Here is a 20,751-nt window from a genome sequence, read left to right on the forward strand (position 1 = left end):
CGCGGTCTTCCACGGATCCTCAACATGACGACACCCGCTTCATTCGATTCTCTCCCCGATTCCGCGCGACGCGTCGCGCTGCTGCTGCGCGAGCGCGGCCACGAGAAAGGCATCGTGATGCTGGCCGAAACCGGCAAGACGTCGGCCGAGGCCGCGGCCGGGCTCGGCTGCTCGGTCGCGCAGATCGCGAAGTCGATCCTGTTTCGCCGGCAGGCCGACGGCGCGCCCGTGCTGGTCGTCGCGAGCGGCGTCAATCGCGTGGACGAAAAGAAGGTCGCCGCGCAGGTGGGGCCGGTCGGCCGGGCGGACGCGAAGTTCGTGCGCGACCACACCGGCTATGCGATCGGCGGCGTCTGCCCGATCGGCCATCTGGTCGAACCCGTCACGCTGATCGACGCCGACCTACTCGCGCTCGACAGCCTGTGGGCCGCCGCCGGCCATCCGCATGCGGTGTTCAACCTGTCGCCGCACGAACTCGTGTCGCTGACGGGCGCGCCGATCGCGGACGTCGCGTTGCGGGAGCCCGCATGAGCGACGTGACGATGCCGGTCGCCACGGTCGCGTCGCCGTGCACCGACGTCTGCCGGATCGATCCGCGCACCGACTGGTGCGCGGGCTGCCTGCGCACGCGCGGCGAGATCAAGGGATGGCGTACGTCGGACGACGATGCGAGGCGCGCGCTGCTCGCGCGGCTGGACGCGCGTCGGCGCCTGATCGCGGGAAGCGAAACATAAAAAAAAAGCCGTTCAGCCTCAGGGGCGAACGGCATCGAGATCGGAATCCTGTGAACGTGATCAACGTCACAGCCCGCATCATACGAGCGACGCGGCCGCATCGCATCGGGTGTTTCCCTACAACTTCTTACAGCGCTTTCACGGCTGCGCGCGACGCCCGCGTGATGCCGTTTCGCGCGCAATCCGCGTTCCCGACACGCGCGTTCGACCGGGTGAGGCGCGAGCGCGCCGCCGCGCCGAATCGTACGACCGTTTCAGTTGCCGATCGCCGCGCGACGCGCGGGCACGATGCGCCAGCCGAGGTTCACGCCGGCCGCCGCGAGCAGGATCAGCAACGCGCCGAACACCTGCGTCCATGCGAGCGTCTGCCCGAACGCGACGCGATCGACGACGATCGCGACGACCGGATAGACGAACGACAGCGCGCCCGTCATCGCGGTCGGCAGCTTCTGGATCGCGCCGTACAGCAGCACGTACATCAGCCCCGTGTTGACGACGCCGAGCACGATCAGGTCGAGCCATTGTCCGGCCGTCGCCGGCAGCGTGCCAAAGTGCGCGAACGGCGCGAGCAGCAGGATGCCGAGGCCGGCCTGCAGCAACGCGAGCAGATGCGGCGGCGTGCCTTTCAGGTGCTTCGTGACGATCGACGAGATCGCATACAGGAACGCCGCACCGAGCGACAGCGCGACGCCTTCCAGATATTCGCCGGGCACCGCGAGCACCGCCGGCTCGACGCGCACCACGAACACGAGCCCGGCGAACGCGAGCGCGAGCCATGCAACCGTCGACGCGGTGATCCGCTCGCGGAACACGATCGCGCCGAGCGCGACGAGCATGAACGGATGGGTGTTGTAGACGGCGGTTGCCATCGAGATCGACGCGCGCGAATAGGCGGCGAACAACAGCAGCCAGTTCGCGACGATCGCGACGCTGCCGAGCGTCGCGAGCGCGAGCATCCGCGGCGAGAACAGCGAGCGGCGCAGGAAGCCGAACGCCGCGCAGACGATCGCGAGCGTCGCCGCGCCGAACAGGCAGCGGAAGAACACGACATTGGTCAGCGGCTGCCGCGACGACATCACGAGCCAGCCGATCGTGCCGGACATCAGCATCGCGACGATCATCTCGGCGGCGCCGCGGCGCATTTCATTCGAGGCCATCATGAACTCCGTTGAAGAGAGTGGATGACTTCGATTCTAGAAACTTGCTTTCGCCGGAACCACGGCTAAACTGAAGTGAATCAGCCGATTCACCTTCGAAAGCAAAGCGATCATGCCGAAACGCCTTTCCCCACCCGCCGTCGCGTCGCTCGACGCGACCGACCGCGCGATCCTCGCCGCGCTGGCCGACGACGCACGCCTCGCGACCAGCGAACTCGCGCGGCAGATCGGGCTGTCGGCGCCCGCGACCGCCGACCGCGTGCGGCGGCTCGAGGCGCAAGGCGTGATTGCCGCGTTCACCGTCGAGCTCGACCCGCGCGCGCTCGGCTATACGCTGCAGGCGATCGTCCGCGTGAAGCCGCTGCCGGGCCAGTTGCACCTGGTCGAGGAGTTGCTGCGGCGGATTCCCGAATTCGTCGAATGCGACAAGGTCACCGGCGACGACTGCTTCATCTGCCGGCTCTACCTGCGGACGATCGAGCACCTCGACGACATCCTGTCGAAGGTGACGGAGCGCGCGGAGACGAGCACCGCGATCGTGAAATCGACGCCCGTGCCGCGGCGCCTGCCGCCGCTCGTCGAAGACGACCACGCGCACCGCTGAGCCGCGGGCGGCCCACGTCGCCTGGCCGCACACGGCGCGCATCACCGAACCGCGGGCGGCACGCGCCGCCCGCACCCGCGGTCACACGGCCGGCTCGCGCGCGTCGAAGAACGCGAGCAGTTCGTCGATCAGCGCGACGGGCGCCTCTTCCGGAATGTAGTGCCCGCAGTCGAGCGCGCGGCCGCTGACGTCGCGCGCGACGCGCCGCCACTCGTCGAGCGGATCGAAGCAGCGGCCGACGACGCCGTGCTCGCCCCACAGCACGCGCAGTGGGCACGCGACCTTGTTGCCGCGTTCGAGATCCGCACGGTCGCGCTCGAGATCGATCGTCGCCGACGCGCGGTAGTCCTCGCACATCGCGTGCACGGCGCCGGGCTGCGCGAGCGCCGCCCGGTACGCGTCGAGCGCCTCAGGCGCGAACGGCGCGAGCCCGGCCGACCGGTTGCCCATCACGCGCTCGATGTACGCATCGGTATGCGCGCCGACCAGCGTCTCGGGCAGCGGCTCGGGTTGGATCAGGAAGAACCAGTGGAAATACGCGGTCGCGAACGCGCGATCGGTTTTCTCGTACATCGCGAGCGTCGGCGCGATGTCGAGCAGCATCATCCGCTCGACGGCATCCGCGTGATCGAGCGCGAGCCGGTGCGCGACCCGCGCGCCGCGATCGTGCGCGCACACGTGGAAATGCTCGAAACCGAAATGCCGCATCACGGCGACCTGGTCGGCCGCCATCGCCCGTTTCGAATACGGCGTGTGCTGCGCGTCGCTCGGCGGCCGGCCCGATGCGCCGTAGCCGCGCAGGTCGGTGGCGATCACCGTGAAGTGATTCGCGAGCGTCGCGGCAACGCGATGCCAGATCATGTGAGTCTGCGGATGTCCGTGCAGCAACAGCAGCGGCGGACCCGCGCCTCCTTTGACACCGAAAATGTCGGTGTCCTGCACCGTCACGCGAAACGGTGCAAACGCCTCAAACGACATGGTTTGTTTCTCGTTGGTTTGTTATGGCGGCTATTTTAGAAGCGCCGGTGCGTCTTCAGAGCGGCGTAACCGCCCGAAACCGTAGAAAGAGAACACTCACTCGATTGCCGGCACACCGCGGAATTTGTTAAGCTCGCGTAGAATCGCACGACCGTTCGTATTAATATGAACAACCGATCGCGGCGCTACACTCGAATCGATCGTTCGACCGCAACGCCCCCGGAGACTGGAGACATCACATGGCATTGCCCACCGTCCTGCAGAACCTGACGCTGCCCGTCATCGCGTCGCCGATGTTCATCGTCAGCTACCCCGAACTCGTGCTCGCGCAATGCAAGGCGGGCATCGTCGGTTCGTTCCCCGCGCTCAACGCGCGCCCGGCCGAACTGCTCGACGAGTGGCTCACGCAGATCCAGTCGGAACTCGCCGACCATCGGGCAAAAAATCCCGATGCGGTGATCGGCCCGATCGCGGTCAACCAGATCGTCCACCAGTCGAACGCGCGGCTCGAGCACGACGTGCGCGTGTGCGTCGAGCACAAGGTGCCGATCTTCATCACGAGCCTGCGCGCGCCGGCGCGCGAAATCGTCGACGCGGTGCACGGCTACGGCGGCATCGTGCTGCACGACGTGATCAACCTGCGCCACGCGCAGAAGGCGCTCGAAGCCGGCGTCGACGGGCTGATCCTCGTCGCGGCCGGCGCGGGCGGCCACGCGGGCACGACGTCGCCGTTCGCGCTGGTCGGCGAAGTCCGCAAGATCTTCGACGGCCCGATCGTGCTGTCCGGCTCGATCGCGAACGGCGGCTCGATTCTCGCCGCGCAGGCGATGGGCGCCGACTTCGCGTACATGGGCACGCGTTTCATTGCGACGCAGGAAGCGCATGCGATCGACGACTACAAGCACGCGATCCTGAACGCGAAATCGTCGGACATCATCTACACGAACCTCTTCACGGGCGTGCACGGCAACTACATCCGCGAGAGCATCGCGAAGGCCGGCCTCGATCCGGACGCGCTGCCGGAATCCGACAAGACCAAGATGAATTTCGGCAGCGACAAGACGAAGGCGTGGAAGGACATCTGGGGCGCCGGCCAGGGCGTCGGCCTGATGGACGACCTGCCGAGCGTGGGCGCGCTCGTGGAGCGGCTCAAGCGCGAGTACGACGACGCGAAGGCGCGGCTCGGCATCCCGCGCTGACGGAGGCGGCGGCCGTCGCGGCCGCCAGCGGCGCGAGCGCGTCGAACCCCAAAAAAAAGCGCGAACCGCAACGGTTCGCGCTCTTTTATTGCCCCGCCGCGGCGGACGGCACGGCTCAGACCGCGCGCTTCATCCGAGTGATCGGCAGCACGCGCAGGTGCGATTCGATCGACGGGCACAGCGACTGCCCTTCGAAACGCGCGGCCAGGAAATCGACGAACGAGCGCACCTTCGCGGATACGTGACGACGGCTCGCGTACACCGCATAGATCGGCGCCTCGTGCGGCGACACCGAATCGAGCAGCAACGGCACGAGCCGGCCCGATTCGATGTCGTCGCCGACCACTTCGGTGCCGAGCAGCGCGATGCCCGCACCGGCGAGCACGGCTGCGCGCAGCCCTTCGAGATGGTTCACGATCAGGTTGCCGTTCAGGCTCACGCGCGACGCGGCGGCCGCGTCGATCACCAGCGAATCGAGCATCGTCGAATTCGAATCGCGCCGCAGGTAATTGTGGTGCGCGAGATCGGCGATCGTCTGGGGCGTGCCGCGCTTGTCGAGATACTCGGGCGACGCGACCAGCAGGATGTGCGCGGTCGCGATCTGCCGCGCGACCAGCGACGACGATTTCAATCCGTTCGGCGCCGCGCGCACCGCGACGTCGTAGCCTTCCTCGATCAGGTCGACCACGCGATCGGACAGCGTCATGTCGACGGTCACGTCCGGGAAGCGGCCCGCGTAATCGGTGACGGCCTGCATCACGTGCCGCAGCCCGAACGCGGACAACGACGTCACGCGCAGCCTGCCCTGCGGCACCACGCTCGCGGCGCCGACGGCCTGGCCGGCTTCGTCGAGTTCGGACAGCGCCTGCACGAGGCGCTCGTAGTATTCGCGTCCCGCCTCGGTCGGCGCGACGCGTCGTGTCGTGCGATGCAGCAGCCGCGCGCCGAGCTGCTGCTCGAGGTGCATCACGTGCTTGCTCGCCATCGCCGCCGACATCTGCATGCGCTCCGCCGCGCCGACGAAGCTGCCCACTTCGACGACGTAGCGAAACACATTCATGCTGACGAGGGTATCCATCGAACTAGCTCGCAATCCCGGGGGAATCAACCAATTACGGGATAGGGTAACAAAGGCGAGGAAACAGAAAGGTCAAGAAAGGCAAAACGGCGCCGCGGGTGGCGGCGCCGTTTCGGGCGGGAAACCATGCAGCGGGCACGCGCGATCGACGCGCGCGGCCGCCGCACCGATCGCGCGGGCGCGTCAGAACTTCGCGCGGATGCCTGCGCCGAACGTGTTGCCGGTCGACAGGCCGCTGATGTGGTCGTTCATGTAGGCCGCGTAGACGTCGGTGCGCTTGGACAGCGGATAGTCGTAGCCGACGGCCCAGGTCTGGCGCGTCTGGTCGAGGCCGCCCGCGTCGCGCGAGTACGCATACGACGCCATCGCGTTGCCCACGCCGATCGGCACCGACACGCCGCCCTGCGCGGTGTTCACGTGCCAGCTGCCCGCAACCTGGTCGTTCTTCGTATACATGTACTGGCCGAACAGCTTCACGAGCTTCAGGTCGTAGGTCGCGCCGACCAGCGCGATACCCTGGCTCTTCATGCCGGTCACGAGCGCGCTCAGATCCTGCGGGCCGTTGTTGAAGTTCACGTACTGATACACGGCGGTCGCCGCGAACGGGCCGTTCGCGTAGTTGAACTGCGCGCTCCACTTCTTCGAACGGTTGTCGCCGGCCTGGTTGCCGAGTGCGTACATCGCGCCGAAATTCAGGCCACCGAACGAAGGCGACGTGTACGACAGCGCGTTGTTCCAGCCCGAATCGCCGACCGCGCCCTGGTCGCTCGGATAGGTCGGGAACGTGCCGAGGCCGAGGAACACGTGGTACACCATCGGCGAGAAGGTGTACGAGTCGTAGAACGGGTTGAACAGGATCGTCGACAGGAACAGGTGCGTCGTCAGGCGGCCTGCCGTCACCGTGCCGTACGGCGAGCTGATGCCGACGTACGCGTTGCGCGCGAAGAACGTGTCGCCCTGGAAGCGGCCGTACTGGCCGTTCTGCGCACGGAAGAAGCTCTCCAGCGTGAAGATCGCCTTGTAGCCGCTGCCCAGATCCTCGGCGCCGTGCAGGCCCCAGTACGACGTCGACATCCCGCCCCCCGACACGTTCCATGCGCGATCGCCGCCCGGGAACTTGGTGGCGCCGACCCATTCGTCGACCTGACCGTAGAGCGAGACGCTCGACTGCGCGTGGACGGGTGCGGCGGCCGCCACGCAGGCGGCTGCGGCGATCAGCTTGACGGACGTGCGCGACGCACGGCGGGCGAATGCTTTCATGGGATCTCCAGGTTTTGTCGAATAGTCGATAAGTGGCGCGAGCGTTGTTGTTTGGAGCCGAGTGCTTGCGTCGTATGGGGCGCAGCCATCTTTACGGATCATTCGTCCGGCCAAAATTGCGCACACTTATTGCTGGTATAGCGCCAGCATTAACTTCGCGGAATGTATCCATGGCCGGATGCACGGCGGCGGCCCGGCGCGAACGCGGTCGCACGGGCGAGCGGCGGCGTGGCATGCGCGTGCCGGGCGCGAAAGATAGCGCAATGCGGCGGGAAAATCAGCGGAAATCTGCGCGCGACTGTGGCGAATTCGCATCAGCCGGCAAGGGGACGAGCGCCGGGGCGCTCAGTTTCGGTAGAACGGGGAGAAAGAAGGCGAGTGCGCGGACTCTTCCTGCGAGCGGGGCGGCGGCATCGGGCGGCCGCCGCGCTCCTCGTTGTAGCGGGCGACGTCGGCGCGGATCGAGCCGGCCCGCAGCGGGACGTTGCCGCCGCCCGGCGGGCGCGGCATCTGGCGGACTTCGGCGCTGATCGGCCGATATGGGCTTTGCGCGGCGTAATGGCCGTACGACGGCGTCGGGCGCAGCCCCCAGCGGGAGCCGGAGCCGTTCACGCCGCCGGGATGCACGCCGGCAGGCGGAGGAACGCGGCGCCAGACCGGGCCGCCGACGGAGCCGCCTGCCGGCTGACCGTACGCGCGCATGTCGCCGCCGCCGAAGCCTTGGCCGCCGAACCCGTGACCGCCGTGGGGCGGCTGGGCCAGCGCGAGCGGCATCAGCAGCGCGCCGAGCACGCCTGCCGCCCATCGTCCGATCTTCCGTTTCAGCCGTTCCGTCATCGTTCCGTGCCCATCCACGCCCGCCGTCGGCTCCTTTCGGCCGACCCAAGGCTTTCAGCAGTAATTTATGAGCGGGGCGAAAGTGTGTCGAGCCAAAAAGTGTTATGTCGCCGGCATCGGTGTAACACCATGTTACTGCTAGGTTTTTTCGCTTCGGCGCGCGATCGCGACAGAACATTCTTCTGCGGTTTCCGGCCTGGCCGGGCAGGCGCGCCGGCCGCCGCTTCATGCGATCGATTCATCAATCGATTCACACAATGAATTTGTGTAGTGAATCGCCAACCGGGACAATGGCGTCATTCGCGCGCGCGACGCGCGCTTTCGCCGCTTCCGATTCGAGTTCCCGATGGCCCGTCCCCGTTTTCTTCCCGACAACTTCACGCTCGTGCTCGTGGGCACCGTCGTGCTCGCGAGCCTGCTGCCCTGCCGCGGCCCGGCCGCCCATGCGTTCAACTGGGCGACCAACGTCGCCGTCGGCCTGCTGTTTTTCCTGCACGGCGCGAAACTGTCGCGCGAAGCCGTCGTCGCGGGCGCGACGCACTGGCGGCTGCACGCGGTCGTGCTGCTCAGCACGTTCGCGCTGTTCCCGCTGCTCGGCCTCGCGCTGAAACCCGTGCTGCAACCGCTCGTCACGCCGACGCTGTATGCGGGCGTGCTGTTCCTGTGCACGCTGCCGTCGACGGTCCAGTCGTCGATCGCGTTCACGTCGATCGCGAAGGGCAACGTGCCGGCCGCCGTGTGCGCGGCATCGGCGTCGAGCCTGCTCGGGATCTTCGTCACGCCGGCACTCGTCGGGCTGATGATCACGTCGCAGTCGGCCGCGGCCGCGTCGCCGTGGAGCACCGTCGGCAGCATCGTGATGCAGCTGCTCGTGCCGTTCATCGCCGGGCAGTTGCTGCGGCCCGTGATCGGCGGCTGGATCGACCGCAATCGCGGCGTGCTGCGCTTCGTCGATCAGGGCTCGATCCTGCTGGTCGTCTACGTCGCGTTCAGCGAGGCCGTCAACGAGGGGCTGTGGCGCCAGATTCCGCCGCGCGCGCTCGGCGGGCTGCTCGTCGTCAACCTCGTGCTGCTCGCGATCGCGCTGCTGCTGACCGCGTTCGTCAGCAAGCGGCTCGGCTTCAACCGGGCCGACCAGATCACGATCATTTTCTGCGGATCGAAGAAGAGCCTCGCGGCCGGCGTGCCGATGGCGAAGGTGATCTTCTCGGCGAACGCGGTCGGCGCGATCGTGCTGCCGCTGATGCTGTTCCACCAGATCCAGTTGATGGCGTGCGCGGCGCTCGCGCAGCGCTGGGGCGCACGCGACACGAGCGGCGAGCACGAGGGCGGCACGACGGCCGCGTCCGGCGCGCTGAGCACGAGCAAGCGCTGATGCGTCCGGGGGGCGCGATGGCCGCTGCCGGCGGCTTTCCGCCTCTCGCCTCTCGCCTCTCGCCTCTCGCCTCTCGCCTCTCGCCTCTCGCCTCTCGCCTCTCGCCTCTCGCCTCTCGCCTCTCGCCTCTCGCCTGCCGCCTGGCGCCTGCCGCTTCCCGCTTCCCATCCACCGCCCCTTCCACCCCCAGCCCCGTCCAGCGCGATGCACCAGCAACGCCCATCGCGTCACGAAATCTTCATTCAATTCTCCGCGAGCGGTGCCGTTAAGCTGGGCGTCCCGTCGATTCGGCTACCCTCGCCCATGCCCGCGCTCCACTCCGATCCCGCTGTCGCCCGCACCACGCGTCTGATCGCGGATCGCGCGCTCGCCGCCGTTTTCCAGCCGATCGTCGATCTCGGCTCGGGGACGGTCGTCGGTTACGAAGGGCTGATCCGCGGGCCAAGCGGCACCGACCTCGAGCCGCCCGCCGCACTGTTCGCGCAGGCCGCGCGCGAAGGCGAAACCATCGCGCTCGAACGGGCCGCCGCGCTCACCTGCCTCGACGCGTTCGCGGCGCTCGACTGCGACGGCAAGCTGTTCCTCAATTTCAGCGCGGGCACGATCCTCACGCTCGCCAGCGAACGCGAGCGCGCACGCCAGTTCCTCGGCCGCGCGCGGATCGGCGCCGAGCGCATCGTGATCGAGCTCACCGAGCAGAACGCGACCACCGACGTCGCGCACATCGGGCCGGCGGTCGCGTCGCTGCGCGACGCCGGCGTCCAGTTCGCGCTCGACGACTACGGCACCGCGAACGCGAGCATGAACCTGTGGCTGCGCCTGCACCCGGACGTCGTGAAGATCGACCGCTTCTTCATCCACGACATCTCGCGCGATCCGCTCAAGTTCGAGGCCGTGAAGGCGATGCAGCACTTCGCGCACGCGAGCGGCGCTAAGCTGATCGCGGAAGGCATCGAGAACGAATGCGACCTGATCGTCGTGCGCGACATGGGCATCTGCTGCGTGCAGGGCTTCCTGCTCGGCCGGCCGAACGCGCAGCCGTCGCGAGTAGTCGCGCCGGCCGCGCGCGACGCGATCCGCGCGCCGCACATCGCGGTGTTTCCCGGCGTGACGCGCGCGGTGCGGCCGGCCGGCACGATCGCCGGGAAGATGCTCGTGCCCGCCCCGGCGCTGCCGCGCGACGCGACCAGCAACGACGTGCTCGAGCTGTTCAACCGGATGCCCGACCTGCACGCGGTGGCGCTCGTCGAGCGCGGGCGGCCCGTCGCGCTCGTGAACCGCCGCGGCTTCATCGACCGTTTCGCGCTGCCCTATCACCGCGAGGTGTTCGGGAAGAAGCCGTGCCTGCAGTTCGCCAACGATGCGCCGCTGATGATCGACAACGCGACCACGTTCGAGCAACTCGCGATGCTGCTCGCGAGCCACGACCAGCGCTATCTCGCGGACGGCTTCGTGATCACCGAACACGGCCGCTACGTCGGGCTCGGCACCGGCGAGAGCCTCGTGCGCGCGGTGACCGAGATGCGCATCGAGGCCGCGCGCTACGCGAATCCGCTGACGTTCCTGCCCGGCAATATCCCGATCAGCGCGCACATCGACCGCCTGCTCAAGCGCGACGCCGGCTTTCATGCGTGCTACGTCGATCTGAACCAGTTCAAGCCGTTCAACGACCAGTACGGCTACTGGCAGGGCGACGAAGTGCTGAAGTTCGCCGCGACGGTGCTGGCCGGCGTGTGCGATCCGCAGCGCGACTTTCTCGGCCACGTCGGCGGCGACGATTTCCTCGTGCTGTTCCAGCGCGACGACTGGCGCGAGCGCGCCGCCGACGCGATCGCGCGCTTCAACGACGGCGCGCAACTCTTCTACACGCAGGCCGACCGGCAGGCGGGCGGGCTGCACGGCGAGGATCGCCACGGCAACCCGGCGTTCTTCGGCTTCGTGACGATGGCGATCGGCGCGGTCGGCGTGCCGGCCGGCGCGCACGGCGCGAAACGTTACGGCAGCGACGAAATCGCGTCGGTCGCGGCGCTCGCGAAGCGGCGGGCGAAGCAGCAGCCGGACGGGCTCGCGGTCGTCGACCTCGATGCCGGCCGCGCCGCACTGCGCCATCGCGGCGAACCGCCGGCCGTGGCAACGGCGATGGCGACGGGCTGAACGAAGGATGGCCATTGGGTGCGCACGCAAAACGCCCGCGCACCAGGCGACCGGCCCGATGCCCGTCCCCGTCCGGTGCAAGCTCGGGCCGTGGCGCAACGGCTTGCCGCCGTCGCACGCGCAGGCCGCGGCGCGCCGAGCCCTCATGCTGGCCCGCGGCGCACGCACCGGCTGCCGCCGCTTTCTCCCACGCTCCGCGGCCATCGCCGGACATCCGCACGCCCACCTTGCCTTTTTCTCGTTTTGTTTAGTATTTTTAGTAACGGCGTTTTCGCAGATTAGCGCCTAAAAAGCCGTTACTTTCGGGTATTCCCCGGTTATCCGGCCCGAATTCCGCGATACGTTTTACTATACAATCGCTTCCACCCTAAACAAACGGACCCCGAACGATGGGTACGACCATTCGCGATGTGGCGCGGGCGGCAGAGGTTTCGATCGGCACCGTCTCCCGCGCGCTGAAAAACCAGCCCGGCCTGTCCGAGGCCACGCGTGCGCGCATCGTCGAGATCGCGCGGCAGCTCGGCTACGATTCCGCGCAGTTGCGGCCGCGCATCCGCCGGCTCACGTTCCTGCTGCACCGCCAGCACAACCGCTTTCCCGCGAGCCCGTTCTTCTCGCACGTGCTGCACGGCGTCGAGGACGCGTGCCGCGAGCGCGGCATCGTGCCGACGCTGCTCACGGTCGGCCCGAACGACGACGTGCTGCGCCAGATGCGCCCGCACGCGCCCGACGCGATCGCGGTCGCCGGCTTCATCGAGCCCGAGACGATCGAGGCGCTCGCCGCCACCGGCCGGCCGCTCGTGCTGATCGACCTGTGGGCGCCCGGCTTGCGCTCGGTCAACATCGACAACGCGACGGGCGCGGCGCTCGCGATGAGCCATCTGCTCGCCACCGGCCGCTCGCGGATCGCCTTCATCGGCGGTTCGGCCGCGCACTACAGCATCGCGCAGCGCGCGATCGGCTATCGGCGCGCGTTCTTCGAAGCCGGGCGGCTGTTCGATCCGGCCTACGAAGTGACGATCGACGCGGGGCTCGACCCCGACACCGGCGCCGCACGGGCGATGGAGCAACTGCTCGACGCGCCCGGCCCGCGCCCGGAAGCCGTGTTCGCGTACAACGACGCGGCGGCGCTGGCCGCGCAGCGCGTGTGCATCGCGCGCGGCCTGCGGATTCCGGACGACATCGCGATCGTCGGCTTCGACGACATCCCGGCCGCCGCGCACGCGAGCCCGCCGCTCACGACGCTCGCGGTCGACAAGGAAGCGCTCGGCCGCCGCGGCGTCGAGCTGCTGCTCGCGGAATCGCCCGAGCGCACCGAGATTTCCCTGCCCGTCGAGCTGATCGTGCGGGCCAGCAGCCAGCCCGCCAGCTCCCCGGCACTCGATATCGCCACGGTCCAAGAATCATGAACATGCCCCCGGTCCAATCCCGCGCCGCCGCGCCGCTCGGCCAAGCACAAGCCGCCCCGTTCGTCGCGAGCTTCCGCGACCCGTCGTTCCTGCTGTCGCACATCGAAGACACGCTGCGCTTCTACGCGACCCACGCATTCGACCCGACGGGGGGCTTCTACCATTACTTCCGCGACGACGGCACCATCTACAACCGCACGTCGCGCCACCTCGTCAGCACCTGCCGGTTCGTCTTCAACTACGCGATGGCGTACCGCCATTTCGGCGATCCGCGCCATCTCGACTACGCGCGCCACGGGCTGCGCTTCCTGCGCGACGCGCACTGGGACGACGCGCTGCAAGGCTACGACTGGGAACTCGACTGGCGCGACGGCGCGAAGCGCGCGACGCTCGACGGCACGCGCCACTGCTACGGGCTCGCGTTCGTGCTGCTCGCGGCCGCGCACGCGACGATGGCCGGCATCGACGAAGCGCGCCCGCTGATCGCCGCAACCTACGAGCTCGCCGAGCACCGCTTCTGGGATGCGGCCGCGGGCCTGTATGCAGACGACGCGACGCCCAACTGGAACGTGTCGTCGTATCGCGGCCAGAACGCGAACATGCACATGACGGAAGCGCTGCTCGCCGCCTACGAGGCGACCGGCCATCTCACGTACCTCGATCGCGCGGAAAAGCTCGCCAGCAACATCACGCAGCGCCAGGCCGCGCTGTCGGGCGGGCTCGTATGGGAGCACTACCATGCGGACTGGTCGATCGACTGGGACTACAACAAGGAAGACAGCTCGAACATCTTCCGTCCGTGGGGCTTCCAGCCCGGGCATCAGACCGAATGGGCGAAGCTGCTGCTGATCCTCGAGCGGCACCGCCCGCTCGACTGGCTCGCGCCGCGCGCGGCCGAACTGTTCGACGCGGCGCTCACCCACGCGTGGGACGCCGATCACGGCGGCCTCTGCTACGGCTTCGGCCCCGACTTCACGATCTGCGACCACAACAAGTATTTCTGGGTGCAGGCGGAAACCTTCGCGGCGGCCGCGATGCTCGGCGCGCGCACCGGCAGCGAGCGCTTCTGGGACTGGTACGACGAGATCTGGCGCTACAGCTGGGCGCATTTCGTCGATCACCGCTACGGCGCGTGGTACCGGATCCTCACCTGCGACAACCGCAAGTACAGCGACGAGAAGAGCCCGGCCGGCAAGACCGACTATCACACGATGGGCGCATGCTACGACGTGCTCGCGACCCTCGCGCGCACGCAACGCAGCGAGCCGACGCAATGAGCGGCGGCACGTTTCCGGCTTTCGTGTCGGCGGGCGACATCCTGACCGACATGGTGCGCGCGGGCGACGCGCAGTGGACGTCGGTGCCGGGCGGCGCCGGCTGGAACGTCGCGCGCGCGGTCGCGCGGCTCGGCGTGCCGAGCGCGCTCGCCGGCTCGATCGGCGAAGACTGCTTCTCCGACGTGCTGTGGCATGCGAGCGAAGCGGCCGGGCTCGACCTGCGCTTCCTGCAGCGCGTCGCGCGGCCGCCGTTGCTCGCGATCGTCCACGAGACGCGCCCGCCCGCGTACTTCTTCATCGGCGAAGCGAGCGCCGACCTCGCGTTCGATCCCGCGCGGCTGCCGGCCGGCTGGACCGATCACGTGAAGTGGGCGCATTTCGGCTGCATCAGCCTCGTGCGCGAGCCGCTCGCGGGCACGCTGATCGCGCTTGCGGCCGACCTGCACGCGCGCGGCGTGAAGATCAGCTTCGATCCGAACGTGCGCAACCTGATGACGGCCGCGTACCGGCCGACGCTGGAGAAGATGGCCGCCCTCGCCGACCTGATCAAGGTGTCCGATGAAGACCTGCGGCACCTGTTCGACGGCGACGGCCCCGACGCGATCGCGGCGGTACGCGCGCTGAACCCGCGGGCGGCCGTGCTCGTCACGCGCGGCGCGCAGGCCGCGACGCTCCATGCGGACGGCGACGTGCACGAGGCCAGCCCGCCGCCCGTCGAGGTGGCCGACACCGTCGGCGCGGGCGACGCGTCGATCGGCGGCCTGCTGTTCAGCCTGATGGCCGCGCCGCAGCGCGGCTGGCGCGAGCATCTGGCGTTCGCGCTGGCGGCCGGCGCCGCCGCGTGCCGGCACACGGGCGCGCACGCGCCGACGCTCGACGAGGTCGTCGCGCTGCTCGAAGGTTGAAGGAACGGAACGAGGAAGGAGCGGTGGCCGGCGCTGATCGGTCACCGATAAACCGCGCTCACCATGCTGCGCCGCAGTGCTACGATGAAGTGTCCTTTTTGCGGGAGACCTCGATGGACACCAACACGTTCACGAAAGGCATCTACACGGCCAAGGCGCATACCCAGCATGCGGGCAACGGGCAGTTCCAGGGTTACGTGATCCTCGCGCGCGACGACGGGGACGACACCGAGAACATGCGCTACGACGTCCACTCGACGAGCCCCAGCGAGGAAGAAGCGTTCGACGAGGCGAAGGCGCTCGCGCACCGGATCCTCGGCGAAATCGAGCTGTGACGCGCGCCCCTCTGTTCGGCGCGGCTCAGAGCAGCCGCGCCACCATCGATACCAGCATCGTCAGCACCAGCGTCGACATGAACGGGAACGGGTAGCGCCGCCCGCCGAGCGTCAGCGTGACGTCGCCCGGCATCCGCCCGATGCCGAGCTTGCCGAGCCACGGCCAGCAGCGCGTCAGGATCATCACCGCGATGAACGTCGTCAATAGCCAGCGCAGCATGCTAGGGCCTGTTTCCATATGGAACGCGCATGCGTTGCCACGAGAACGGCCGCTCGCGAGGCGCGCGACGCCGCGAATACTTGACGTATTCGCAAGGAGCGCAACGCGGCGAGCGGCCGTTCTCGTGGCAACCCCAAATTAAAAAAATCATGTCACGGGAATGCCCGAAATCGCCCGTATGGCGGCGTCGCTCGTCGCTTGTTTGGCGCGGCCAAACGGCGCTCCTCACTCCTTGCCCTACGAGCGATTTCGGGCATTCGCATGCGCGTTCCATATGGAAACAGGCCCCAGCCCCGTCAGAGCACGTGCGAGCGGTCGCCGCGCGCGAACGCGTCGAGCGTGCCGTCGATCCCGCGCGAAAACGCGATCACCTTGAACAGCTCGCCCATCTCGGCCTCCGAAATCAGCTTCTGCACCGCGTTCGCGGCCGGCAGGAAGGCGCGGACGTCGGACGGGTCGATCGCGGCCAGCGCGTCGGTGATGCCCGCGTTCAACAGGAAGCGCGCCTGCGACGTGTAGCCGAGCAGATCGGCGCCGGTCGCGACGCCCGCGTCGTAGATGCCGGTGAATTCGACGTGCGCGGTGATGTCCTGCAGGCCCGGGTATATGAACGGATCGTCGTGCGCGTGGTGACGGTAGTGGCACATCAGCGTGCCGCGGTCGCGCTGCGGGTGGTAATACTCGTGCGCCGGAAAACCGTAGTCGACCAGCAGCACCGCGCCGCGCGCGAGCATCGTGCACACGGTGCGCGTGAACGCGAGCGCCGCCTCGTGCGTCTCGGTCACGTAGCCGTCGCCGACGTCGAGCGCCGCGAGCACCGCCGGCAGGCCGGCTGCGCCGACCGGCCGGTCGTCGAACACGAACGCCTGTCGCGCGTCGAGCGCGACGCCGCGCTCGCGCCACGCGCCGTCCGCCTTCGCGAACAGCCGCACCGGCATCGCGTCGAGCACTTCGTTGCCGACCACGACGCCGTCGAACCGCTCGGGCAGCGCGTCGAGCCAGCGCACCTTCGCGGCCAGCGCCGGCACTGCGGCCTCGATCGTGTCGCGCTGCCGTTCGCGCAATTCGCCGGACAGGTCGACGATCAGGTATTCGTCGAGTTCGACGCCCAGTGCGTCGAGCGCCGCGAGCAGCCCGGCCGCGAGCTTGCCGGTGCCCGCGCCGAACTCCATCACGCGGCGCGTGCCGCTCGCCGCGAGCGCCTCGGCCACCGGTTGCGCGAGCGTGCGCGCGAACAGCGGCGACAGCTCGGGGGCGGTGACGAAGTCGCTGCCGTCGTCGGCGCGGCGCCCGAACTTGCGCGCGCCGCCGCTGTAGTAGCCGAGGCCCGGCGCATACAGCGCCCGCTCCATGAAGCGGTCGAACGGCAGCCAGCCGCCGGCCGCCACGATCTCGTCGCGCAATTGAGCGGCAAGGGTTTCGGACTGCGCGAGCGCGTCAGGGCCGGGAGCAGGTAAACTAGCGGGTTCGTGAGCTTTCGGGTTCATCCCGGCATTGTAAATGACCGTTTCAGCCGATACGTCGCCCCAACGCGTGGTGCTCGTCACGGGCGCCCTGGGCAGCGCGGCCGACGCCGCGTCGATCGGCCGTGCGCTCGCGACGGGTTTCGCACGCCGCGGCTGGGACGTCGCGCTGCAGCGCAGCCACGGCGCGCCGCGCGCGGCCGCCGACGCGCTCGTCGCCGAAGTCGCGGCGCTGGGCCGCCGCGCGGCCGTGCTGGACGCCGATCTGGCCCTGCAAGCCGATGCCGCGGCCCTCGTCACAGCATGCGGCGAAGCGCTCGGCCGGCCCACGTGCGGGGTGTTCGTCAGCGCCAGCGCAGGCGCCGACGACGCGCACACGGTGGACGGCGCGTCGCTCGCCGCCGCGCTCGCGCGCAACGTGACGGCGCCGCTCGCGCTGGCTCGCGCGCTCGCCGATGCGACGCCCGACGCCGCGTGCGAGCACGAAGCGCTGCGCGCGTGCGCGATCCACGTGCTGGATCAGGCCCTGTTTCACCCGGCACCGGCGCAGCTGTCGCACGCGCTGATGCAGGCCGCCTTGAACCGCGCGACGTCGGCGCTCGCGCTGGCGCTCGCGCCGAAGGTGCGGGTCGCGGCGCTCGTGCGCGGCCACGCGCCGCACGCGGACGACATCGCGGCGGCCGCCTGCTATCTCGCGAGCGCGCCCGGCGTGACGGGCGCGACGCTGACCGTCGACGGTGGCGAGCACCTGGTGCCGCCCGCCGCCGGCCCGAATGAATGAACCGCGCGGGCGCGGCGTGATCGCCGCCGCCCGCGCCGCTTTGCGTGCGCGCACGCCAATTTGACTGGGACGACCATGTTTTCCGCTCTCCTGCACCCCCGCCTCGCGGATTGCCGCAGGCTCTACCTGCGCGACTACGAGGTGCACATCAACATCGGGGCCTTCGAACACGAGAAGCGCGGCGAGCAGCGCGTCGTCATCAACGTCGACCTGTTCGTGCCGCTCGCCCAGTCGACGCCCGTCGACGACCGGCTGCACGAAGTCGTCGACTACGACCTGATGAAGCAGAGCGTCGCGCAGTGCCTCGCGCGCGGCCACATCCACCTGCAGGAAACGCTGTGCGATTCGATCGCCGCGCACCTGCTGGCGCACGATGCCGTGCGCGCGGTACGCGTCCGTACCGAGAAACCGGACGCCTATCCGGACTGCGACGCCGTCGGCGTCGAAGTCTTTCGCATCAAGGACGAGGAGCGCGCATGAACGCCCCCCACATGAACGACACGGCGGCCGATGCCGCCACGCAGGACGACGCCGCCGCGCCGGCCGGCCGCCAGGCGCTGACGCGTCGCGAGCAGAAGGAAGCGTACGAGAACAACAAGCTGTTCAAGCGGATCGCACGCCAGGTCGGCCAGGCGATCGGCGACTACAACATGATCGAGCAGGGCGACAAGGTGATGGTGTGCCTGTCGGGCGGCAAGGACAGTTACGCGATGCTCGACGTGCTGCTGCGCCTGCGCGAGCGCGCGCCGATCGACTTCGACATCGTCGCGGTGAACCTCGACCAGAAGCAGCCGGGCTTCCCCGAGCACGTGCTGCCCGAATACCTGAAACAGGTCGGCATCCCGTTCCATATCGAGAACCAGGACACCTACAGCATCGTCAAGCGGCTCGTGCCCGAAGGCAAGACGACCTGCTCGCTGTGCTCGCGGCTGCGCCGCGGCATCCTGTACCGCGTGGCCGGCGAGCTCGGCGCGACCAAGATCGCGCTCGGCCATCACCGCGACGACATCGTGCAGACGCTGCTGCTCAACATGTTCTACGGCGGCAAGCTGAAAGGGATGCCGCCGAAGCTGCAGTCGGACGACGGCAAGAACATCGTGATCCGCCCGCTTGCGTACGTGAAGGAAACCGATCTCGAGAAATACGCGGAGTTGCGCGAATTCCCGATCATCCCGTGCAACCTGTGCGGCAGCCAGCCGAACCTGAAGCGCGCGGAAATGAAGGCGCTGATCCGCGAATGGGACAAACGCTTCCCGGGCCGCGTCGAGAACATGTTCAACGCGCTCGCGAAGGTCGTGCCGTCGCACCTGATGGACACGACGCTGTACCCGTTCCAGTCGCTGCGCGCGACGGGCGAAGCCGATCCGCAAGGCGACATCGCGTTCGACGAGGAACCGTGCGCGTCGGGCGACGACCCGGCGGCGCCGGGCGCCGCCCGACCGATCTCGATCGTCCAGTTCGACGACCTGTAAGCAGGGCTGGAACACCCGCCGGAACCGGGCGCCGAGCGCCCTTTCCGGCGTGGCGCGGCCGCCGCGGCAGGCCCGGAACGGCGGGGGCCGCGTGCTAAAATGGACGGCTTCGAACTCCCTGACCAAGCGCGCGCCATGAATATCGTGATTTTGGCGGCAGGCACCGGCAAGCGCATGCGTTCCGCGCTGCCGAAAGTGCTTCACCCCCTGGCCGGCAGGCCGCTCCTCTCCCACGTCATCGACACCGCGCGCACGCTGCAGCCGTCCCGGCTCGTCGTCGTCGTCGGCCACGGCGCCGAGCAGGTCCAGGCCGCCGTCGCCGCACCCGACGTCCAGTTCGCGGTGCAGGCCGAGCAGCTCGGTACCGGCCATGCGGTCCGCCAGGCGCTGCCGCTTCTCGATCCCGCCCAGCCGACGCTCGTGCTGTACGGCGACGTGCCGCTCACGCGTGCGTCGACGCTGCAGCGTCTCGTCGATGCCGCGCGCGAGGGCCGCTACGGGATCCTGACCGTCACGCTCGACGACCCGACCGGCTACGGCCGCATCGTGCGCGACGCGTCCGGCTTCGTCACGCGCATCGTCGAGCAGAAGGACGCGGCGCCGGAAGAATTGAAGATCGCCGAGATCAACACCGGCATCATCGTCACGCCGACGGCCCAGCTGTCGATGTGGCTCGGTGCGCTGAAGAACGAAAACGCGCAGGGCGAGTACTACCTGACCGACGTCGTCGAACTCGCGATCGAGGCCGGCTTCGAGGTCGTCACGTCGCAGCCCGACGACGAATGGGAAACGCTCGGCGTGAACAGCAAGGCGCAGCTCGCGGAGCTCGAACGCATTCACCAGCGTAACGTCGCCGATGCGCTGCTCGTCGACGGCGTCACGCTCGCCGATCCGGCCCGCGTCGACGTGCGCGGCACGCTGCGCTGCGGCCGCGACGTATCGATCGACGTGAACTGCGTGTTCGAAGGCAACGTGACGCTCGCCGACAACGTGACGATCGGCGCGAACTGCGTGATCCGCAACGCGTCGGTCGGCGCGGGCACGCGCATCGACGCGTTCTCGCACATCGACGGCGCCGAACTCGGCGCGCACACCGTGATCGGCCCGTACGCGCGGCTGCGCCCCGGCGCGCGGCTCGCGGACGAAGCGCACGTCGGCAACTTCGTCGAGGTGAAGAACGCGGTGATCGGCCACGGCTCGAAGGCGAACCACCTCACGTACATCGGCGACGCCGACATCGGCGCGCGCGTGAACATCGGCGCGGGCACGATCACCTGCAACTACGACGGCGCGAACAAGTTCCGCACCGTGATCGAGGACGACGTGTTCGTCGGCTCCGACACGCAGCTCGTCGCGCCCGTGCGCGTCGGCCGCGGCGTGACGATCGCCGCCGGCACGACGATCTGGAAGGACGTCGCCGAAGGCGTCCTCGCATTGAACGAGAAGACGCAGACCGCGAAGAGCGGCTACGTCCGCCCGGTCAAGAAGAAGAGCTGAACCTTTTGCGGGCGCC

Annotated in this window: 21 protein-coding genes; 14 read left to right on the plus strand and 7 right to left on the minus strand. The window is 68.7% G+C overall.

Translation table 11 applies throughout. The annotated features are described in order from the left end of the window. Nucleotides 1–24 precede the first annotated feature (24 nt). A complete protein-coding gene (locus tag C4B30_RS30190; protein ID WP_027785609.1) occupies nucleotides 25–531 on the plus strand; it encodes a YbaK/EbsC family protein in 507 nt (168 codons plus the stop codon). Continuing rightward, nucleotides 528–734, plus strand: a complete 207-nt coding sequence (locus C4B30_RS30195; protein WP_006488644.1) for a DUF1289 domain-containing protein — start codon at nucleotides 528–530, stop codon at nucleotides 732–734. Before C4B30_RS30190 ends, C4B30_RS30195 begins: the two co-directional genes overlap by 4 nt. A 254-nt stretch (nucleotides 735–988) precedes the next feature. On the opposite strand, the gene C4B30_RS30200 is transcribed toward C4B30_RS30195, so the two are convergent. Next, complete coding sequence (locus tag C4B30_RS30200; protein ID WP_027785610.1) at nucleotides 989–1,891, minus strand: DMT family transporter; 903 nt, start codon at nucleotides 1,889–1,891, stop codon at nucleotides 989–991. Between the two features lie 112 nt (nucleotides 1,892–2,003). Here C4B30_RS30200 and C4B30_RS30205 point away from each other — a divergent pair, with 112 nt between their 5' ends. Beyond that, complete coding sequence (locus tag C4B30_RS30205) at nucleotides 2,004–2,495, plus strand: Lrp/AsnC family transcriptional regulator (protein WP_027785611.1); 492 nt, start codon at nucleotides 2,004–2,006, stop codon at nucleotides 2,493–2,495. 81 nt (nucleotides 2,496–2,576) lie between these two features. Here the strand turns inward: C4B30_RS30205 and C4B30_RS30210 are convergent, their stop codons facing one another. After that, a complete protein-coding gene (locus C4B30_RS30210) occupies nucleotides 2,577–3,473 on the minus strand; it encodes an alpha/beta fold hydrolase (protein ID WP_027785612.1) in 897 nt (298 codons plus the stop codon). 239 nt (nucleotides 3,474–3,712) lie between these two features. Between C4B30_RS30210 and C4B30_RS30215 the strand changes: the two genes are divergently transcribed. Further along, nucleotides 3,713–4,672, plus strand: coding sequence for an NAD(P)H-dependent flavin oxidoreductase (locus C4B30_RS30215; protein WP_027785613.1), 960 nt, complete (start codon nucleotides 3,713–3,715; stop codon nucleotides 4,670–4,672). 115 nt (nucleotides 4,673–4,787) lie between these two features. On the opposite strand, the gene C4B30_RS30220 is transcribed toward C4B30_RS30215, so the two are convergent. From C4B30_RS30220 to C4B30_RS30230, 3 genes are all read right to left on the minus strand, one after another. Continuing rightward, the gene (locus C4B30_RS30220) at nucleotides 4,788–5,750 is read right to left on the minus strand and encodes a LysR family transcriptional regulator (protein ID WP_027785614.1); all 963 of its coding nucleotides are present in this window, start codon (nucleotides 5,748–5,750) and stop codon (nucleotides 4,788–4,790) included. Nucleotides 5,751–5,933: 183 nt separating this feature from the next. Continuing rightward, nucleotides 5,934–7,010: a porin gene (locus tag C4B30_RS30225; RefSeq protein WP_027785615.1), complete on the minus strand. Its 1,077-nt coding sequence runs from the start codon at nucleotides 7,008–7,010 to the stop codon at nucleotides 5,934–5,936. Nucleotides 7,011–7,355: 345 nt separating this feature from the next. Continuing rightward, on the minus strand, nucleotides 7,356–7,847 hold the full coding sequence (locus C4B30_RS30230; protein WP_027785616.1) for a hypothetical protein: 492 nt from the start codon (nucleotides 7,845–7,847) through the stop codon (nucleotides 7,356–7,358). A 346-nt stretch (nucleotides 7,848–8,193) separates the two neighbouring features. Here C4B30_RS30230 and C4B30_RS30235 point away from each other — a divergent pair, with 346 nt between their 5' ends. From C4B30_RS30235 to C4B30_RS30265, 6 genes are all read left to right on the plus strand, one after another. Next, nucleotides 8,194–9,222: a bile acid:sodium symporter family protein gene (locus tag C4B30_RS30235; protein ID WP_027785617.1), complete on the plus strand. Its 1,029-nt coding sequence runs from the start codon at nucleotides 8,194–8,196 to the stop codon at nucleotides 9,220–9,222. Between the two features lie 303 nt (nucleotides 9,223–9,525). Further along, complete coding sequence (locus C4B30_RS30245; protein ID WP_027785618.1) at nucleotides 9,526–11,376, plus strand: EAL domain-containing protein; 1,851 nt, start codon at nucleotides 9,526–9,528, stop codon at nucleotides 11,374–11,376. Between the two features lie 389 nt (nucleotides 11,377–11,765). After that, a complete protein-coding gene (locus C4B30_RS30250; RefSeq protein ID WP_027785619.1) occupies nucleotides 11,766–12,785 on the plus strand; it encodes a LacI family DNA-binding transcriptional regulator in 1,020 nt (339 codons plus the stop codon). Further along, nucleotides 12,782–14,062, plus strand: a complete 1,281-nt coding sequence (locus C4B30_RS30255) for an AGE family epimerase/isomerase (protein WP_027785620.1) — start codon at nucleotides 12,782–12,784, stop codon at nucleotides 14,060–14,062. Before C4B30_RS30250 ends, C4B30_RS30255 begins: the two co-directional genes overlap by 4 nt. Beyond that, nucleotides 14,059–14,967, plus strand: coding sequence for a carbohydrate kinase family protein (locus tag C4B30_RS30260; protein ID WP_027785621.1), 909 nt, complete (start codon nucleotides 14,059–14,061; stop codon nucleotides 14,965–14,967). The genes C4B30_RS30255 and C4B30_RS30260 overlap by 4 nt, the downstream gene beginning before the upstream one ends. 113 nt (nucleotides 14,968–15,080) lie before the next feature. Continuing rightward, entirely contained in the window at nucleotides 15,081–15,302 is a 222-nt protein-coding gene (locus C4B30_RS30265) for a hypothetical protein (protein ID WP_027785622.1), read from the plus strand. Between the two features lie 25 nt (nucleotides 15,303–15,327). Here C4B30_RS30265 and C4B30_RS30270 read toward each other — a convergent pair whose 3' ends face one another. Continuing rightward, nucleotides 15,328–15,522 (minus strand): DUF2905 domain-containing protein, encoded by a 195-nt coding sequence (locus C4B30_RS30270; RefSeq protein ID WP_011546377.1) that lies wholly within the window; start codon nucleotides 15,520–15,522, stop codon nucleotides 15,328–15,330. Nucleotides 15,523–15,818: 296 nt separating this feature from the next. After that, on the minus strand, nucleotides 15,819–17,009 hold the full coding sequence (locus tag C4B30_RS30280; protein WP_027785623.1) for a class I SAM-dependent methyltransferase: 1,191 nt from the start codon (nucleotides 17,007–17,009) through the stop codon (nucleotides 15,819–15,821). 13 nt (nucleotides 17,010–17,022) lie between these two features. Between C4B30_RS30280 and C4B30_RS30285 the strand changes: the two genes are divergently transcribed. The 4 genes from C4B30_RS30285 (at nucleotide 17,023) to glmU (ending at nucleotide 20,735) form a co-directional block, all read left to right on the plus strand. Further along, nucleotides 17,023–17,766, plus strand: coding sequence for an SDR family oxidoreductase (locus C4B30_RS30285; RefSeq protein WP_027785624.1), 744 nt, complete (start codon nucleotides 17,023–17,025; stop codon nucleotides 17,764–17,766). Nucleotides 17,767–17,841: 75 nt separating this feature from the next. Beyond that, complete coding sequence (locus C4B30_RS30290) at nucleotides 17,842–18,246, plus strand: dihydroneopterin aldolase (protein ID WP_027785625.1); 405 nt, start codon at nucleotides 17,842–17,844, stop codon at nucleotides 18,244–18,246. After that, the gene (gene ttcA / locus C4B30_RS30295; protein ID WP_027785626.1) at nucleotides 18,243–19,238 is read left to right on the plus strand and encodes a tRNA 2-thiocytidine(32) synthetase TtcA; all 996 of its coding nucleotides are present in this window, start codon (nucleotides 18,243–18,245) and stop codon (nucleotides 19,236–19,238) included. The genes C4B30_RS30290 and ttcA overlap by 4 nt, the downstream gene beginning before the upstream one ends. A 135-nt stretch (nucleotides 19,239–19,373) precedes the next feature. Next, complete coding sequence (glmU, locus tag C4B30_RS30300) at nucleotides 19,374–20,735, plus strand: bifunctional UDP-N-acetylglucosamine diphosphorylase/glucosamine-1-phosphate N-acetyltransferase GlmU (protein ID WP_027785627.1); 1,362 nt, start codon at nucleotides 19,374–19,376, stop codon at nucleotides 20,733–20,735. Nucleotides 20,736–20,751 lie beyond the last annotated feature (16 nt).

Source organism: Burkholderia sp. BE12, from assembly GCF_002959955.1.
Taxonomy (GTDB): domain Bacteria; phylum Pseudomonadota; class Gammaproteobacteria; order Burkholderiales; family Burkholderiaceae; genus Burkholderia.

Excerpts from the sequence above, each read along its gene's own strand:
- C4B30_RS30190 (WP_027785609.1), top strand. The coding sequence starts at position 25 with ATGACGACACCCGCTTCATTCGATTCTCTCCCCGATTCCGCGCGACGC.
- C4B30_RS30195 (WP_006488644.1), top strand. The coding sequence starts at position 528 with ATGAGCGACGTGACGATGCCGGTCGCCACGGTCGCGTCGCCGTGCACC.
- C4B30_RS30200 (WP_027785610.1), bottom strand. The coding sequence starts at position 1,891 with ATGGCCTCGAATGAAATGCGCCGCGGCGCCGCCGAGATGATCGTCGCG.
- C4B30_RS30205 (WP_027785611.1), top strand. The coding sequence starts at position 2,004 with ATGCCGAAACGCCTTTCCCCACCCGCCGTCGCGTCGCTCGACGCGACC.
- C4B30_RS30210 (WP_027785612.1), bottom strand. The coding sequence starts at position 3,473 with ATGTCGTTTGAGGCGTTTGCACCGTTTCGCGTGACGGTGCAGGACACC.
- C4B30_RS30215 (WP_027785613.1), top strand. The coding sequence starts at position 3,713 with ATGGCATTGCCCACCGTCCTGCAGAACCTGACGCTGCCCGTCATCGCG.
- C4B30_RS30220 (WP_027785614.1), bottom strand. The coding sequence starts at position 5,750 with ATGGATACCCTCGTCAGCATGAATGTGTTTCGCTACGTCGTCGAAGTG.
- C4B30_RS30225 (WP_027785615.1), bottom strand. The coding sequence starts at position 7,010 with ATGAAAGCATTCGCCCGCCGTGCGTCGCGCACGTCCGTCAAGCTGATC.
- C4B30_RS30230 (WP_027785616.1), bottom strand. The coding sequence starts at position 7,847 with ATGACGGAACGGCTGAAACGGAAGATCGGACGATGGGCGGCAGGCGTG.
- C4B30_RS30235 (WP_027785617.1), top strand. The coding sequence starts at position 8,194 with ATGGCCCGTCCCCGTTTTCTTCCCGACAACTTCACGCTCGTGCTCGTG.
- C4B30_RS30245 (WP_027785618.1), top strand. The coding sequence starts at position 9,526 with ATGCCCGCGCTCCACTCCGATCCCGCTGTCGCCCGCACCACGCGTCTG.
- C4B30_RS30250 (WP_027785619.1), top strand. The coding sequence starts at position 11,766 with ATGGGTACGACCATTCGCGATGTGGCGCGGGCGGCAGAGGTTTCGATC.
- C4B30_RS30255 (WP_027785620.1), top strand. The coding sequence starts at position 12,782 with ATGAACATGCCCCCGGTCCAATCCCGCGCCGCCGCGCCGCTCGGCCAA.
- C4B30_RS30260 (WP_027785621.1), top strand. The coding sequence starts at position 14,059 with ATGAGCGGCGGCACGTTTCCGGCTTTCGTGTCGGCGGGCGACATCCTG.
- C4B30_RS30265 (WP_027785622.1), top strand. The coding sequence starts at position 15,081 with ATGGACACCAACACGTTCACGAAAGGCATCTACACGGCCAAGGCGCAT.
- C4B30_RS30270 (WP_011546377.1), bottom strand. The coding sequence starts at position 15,522 with ATGCTGCGCTGGCTATTGACGACGTTCATCGCGGTGATGATCCTGACG.
- C4B30_RS30280 (WP_027785623.1), bottom strand. The coding sequence starts at position 17,009 with ATGAACCCGAAAGCTCACGAACCCGCTAGTTTACCTGCTCCCGGCCCT.
- C4B30_RS30285 (WP_027785624.1), top strand. The coding sequence starts at position 17,023 with ATGACCGTTTCAGCCGATACGTCGCCCCAACGCGTGGTGCTCGTCACG.
- C4B30_RS30290 (WP_027785625.1), top strand. The coding sequence starts at position 17,842 with ATGTTTTCCGCTCTCCTGCACCCCCGCCTCGCGGATTGCCGCAGGCTC.
- ttcA (WP_027785626.1), top strand. The coding sequence starts at position 18,243 with ATGAACGCCCCCCACATGAACGACACGGCGGCCGATGCCGCCACGCAG.
- glmU (WP_027785627.1), top strand. The coding sequence starts at position 19,374 with ATGAATATCGTGATTTTGGCGGCAGGCACCGGCAAGCGCATGCGTTCC.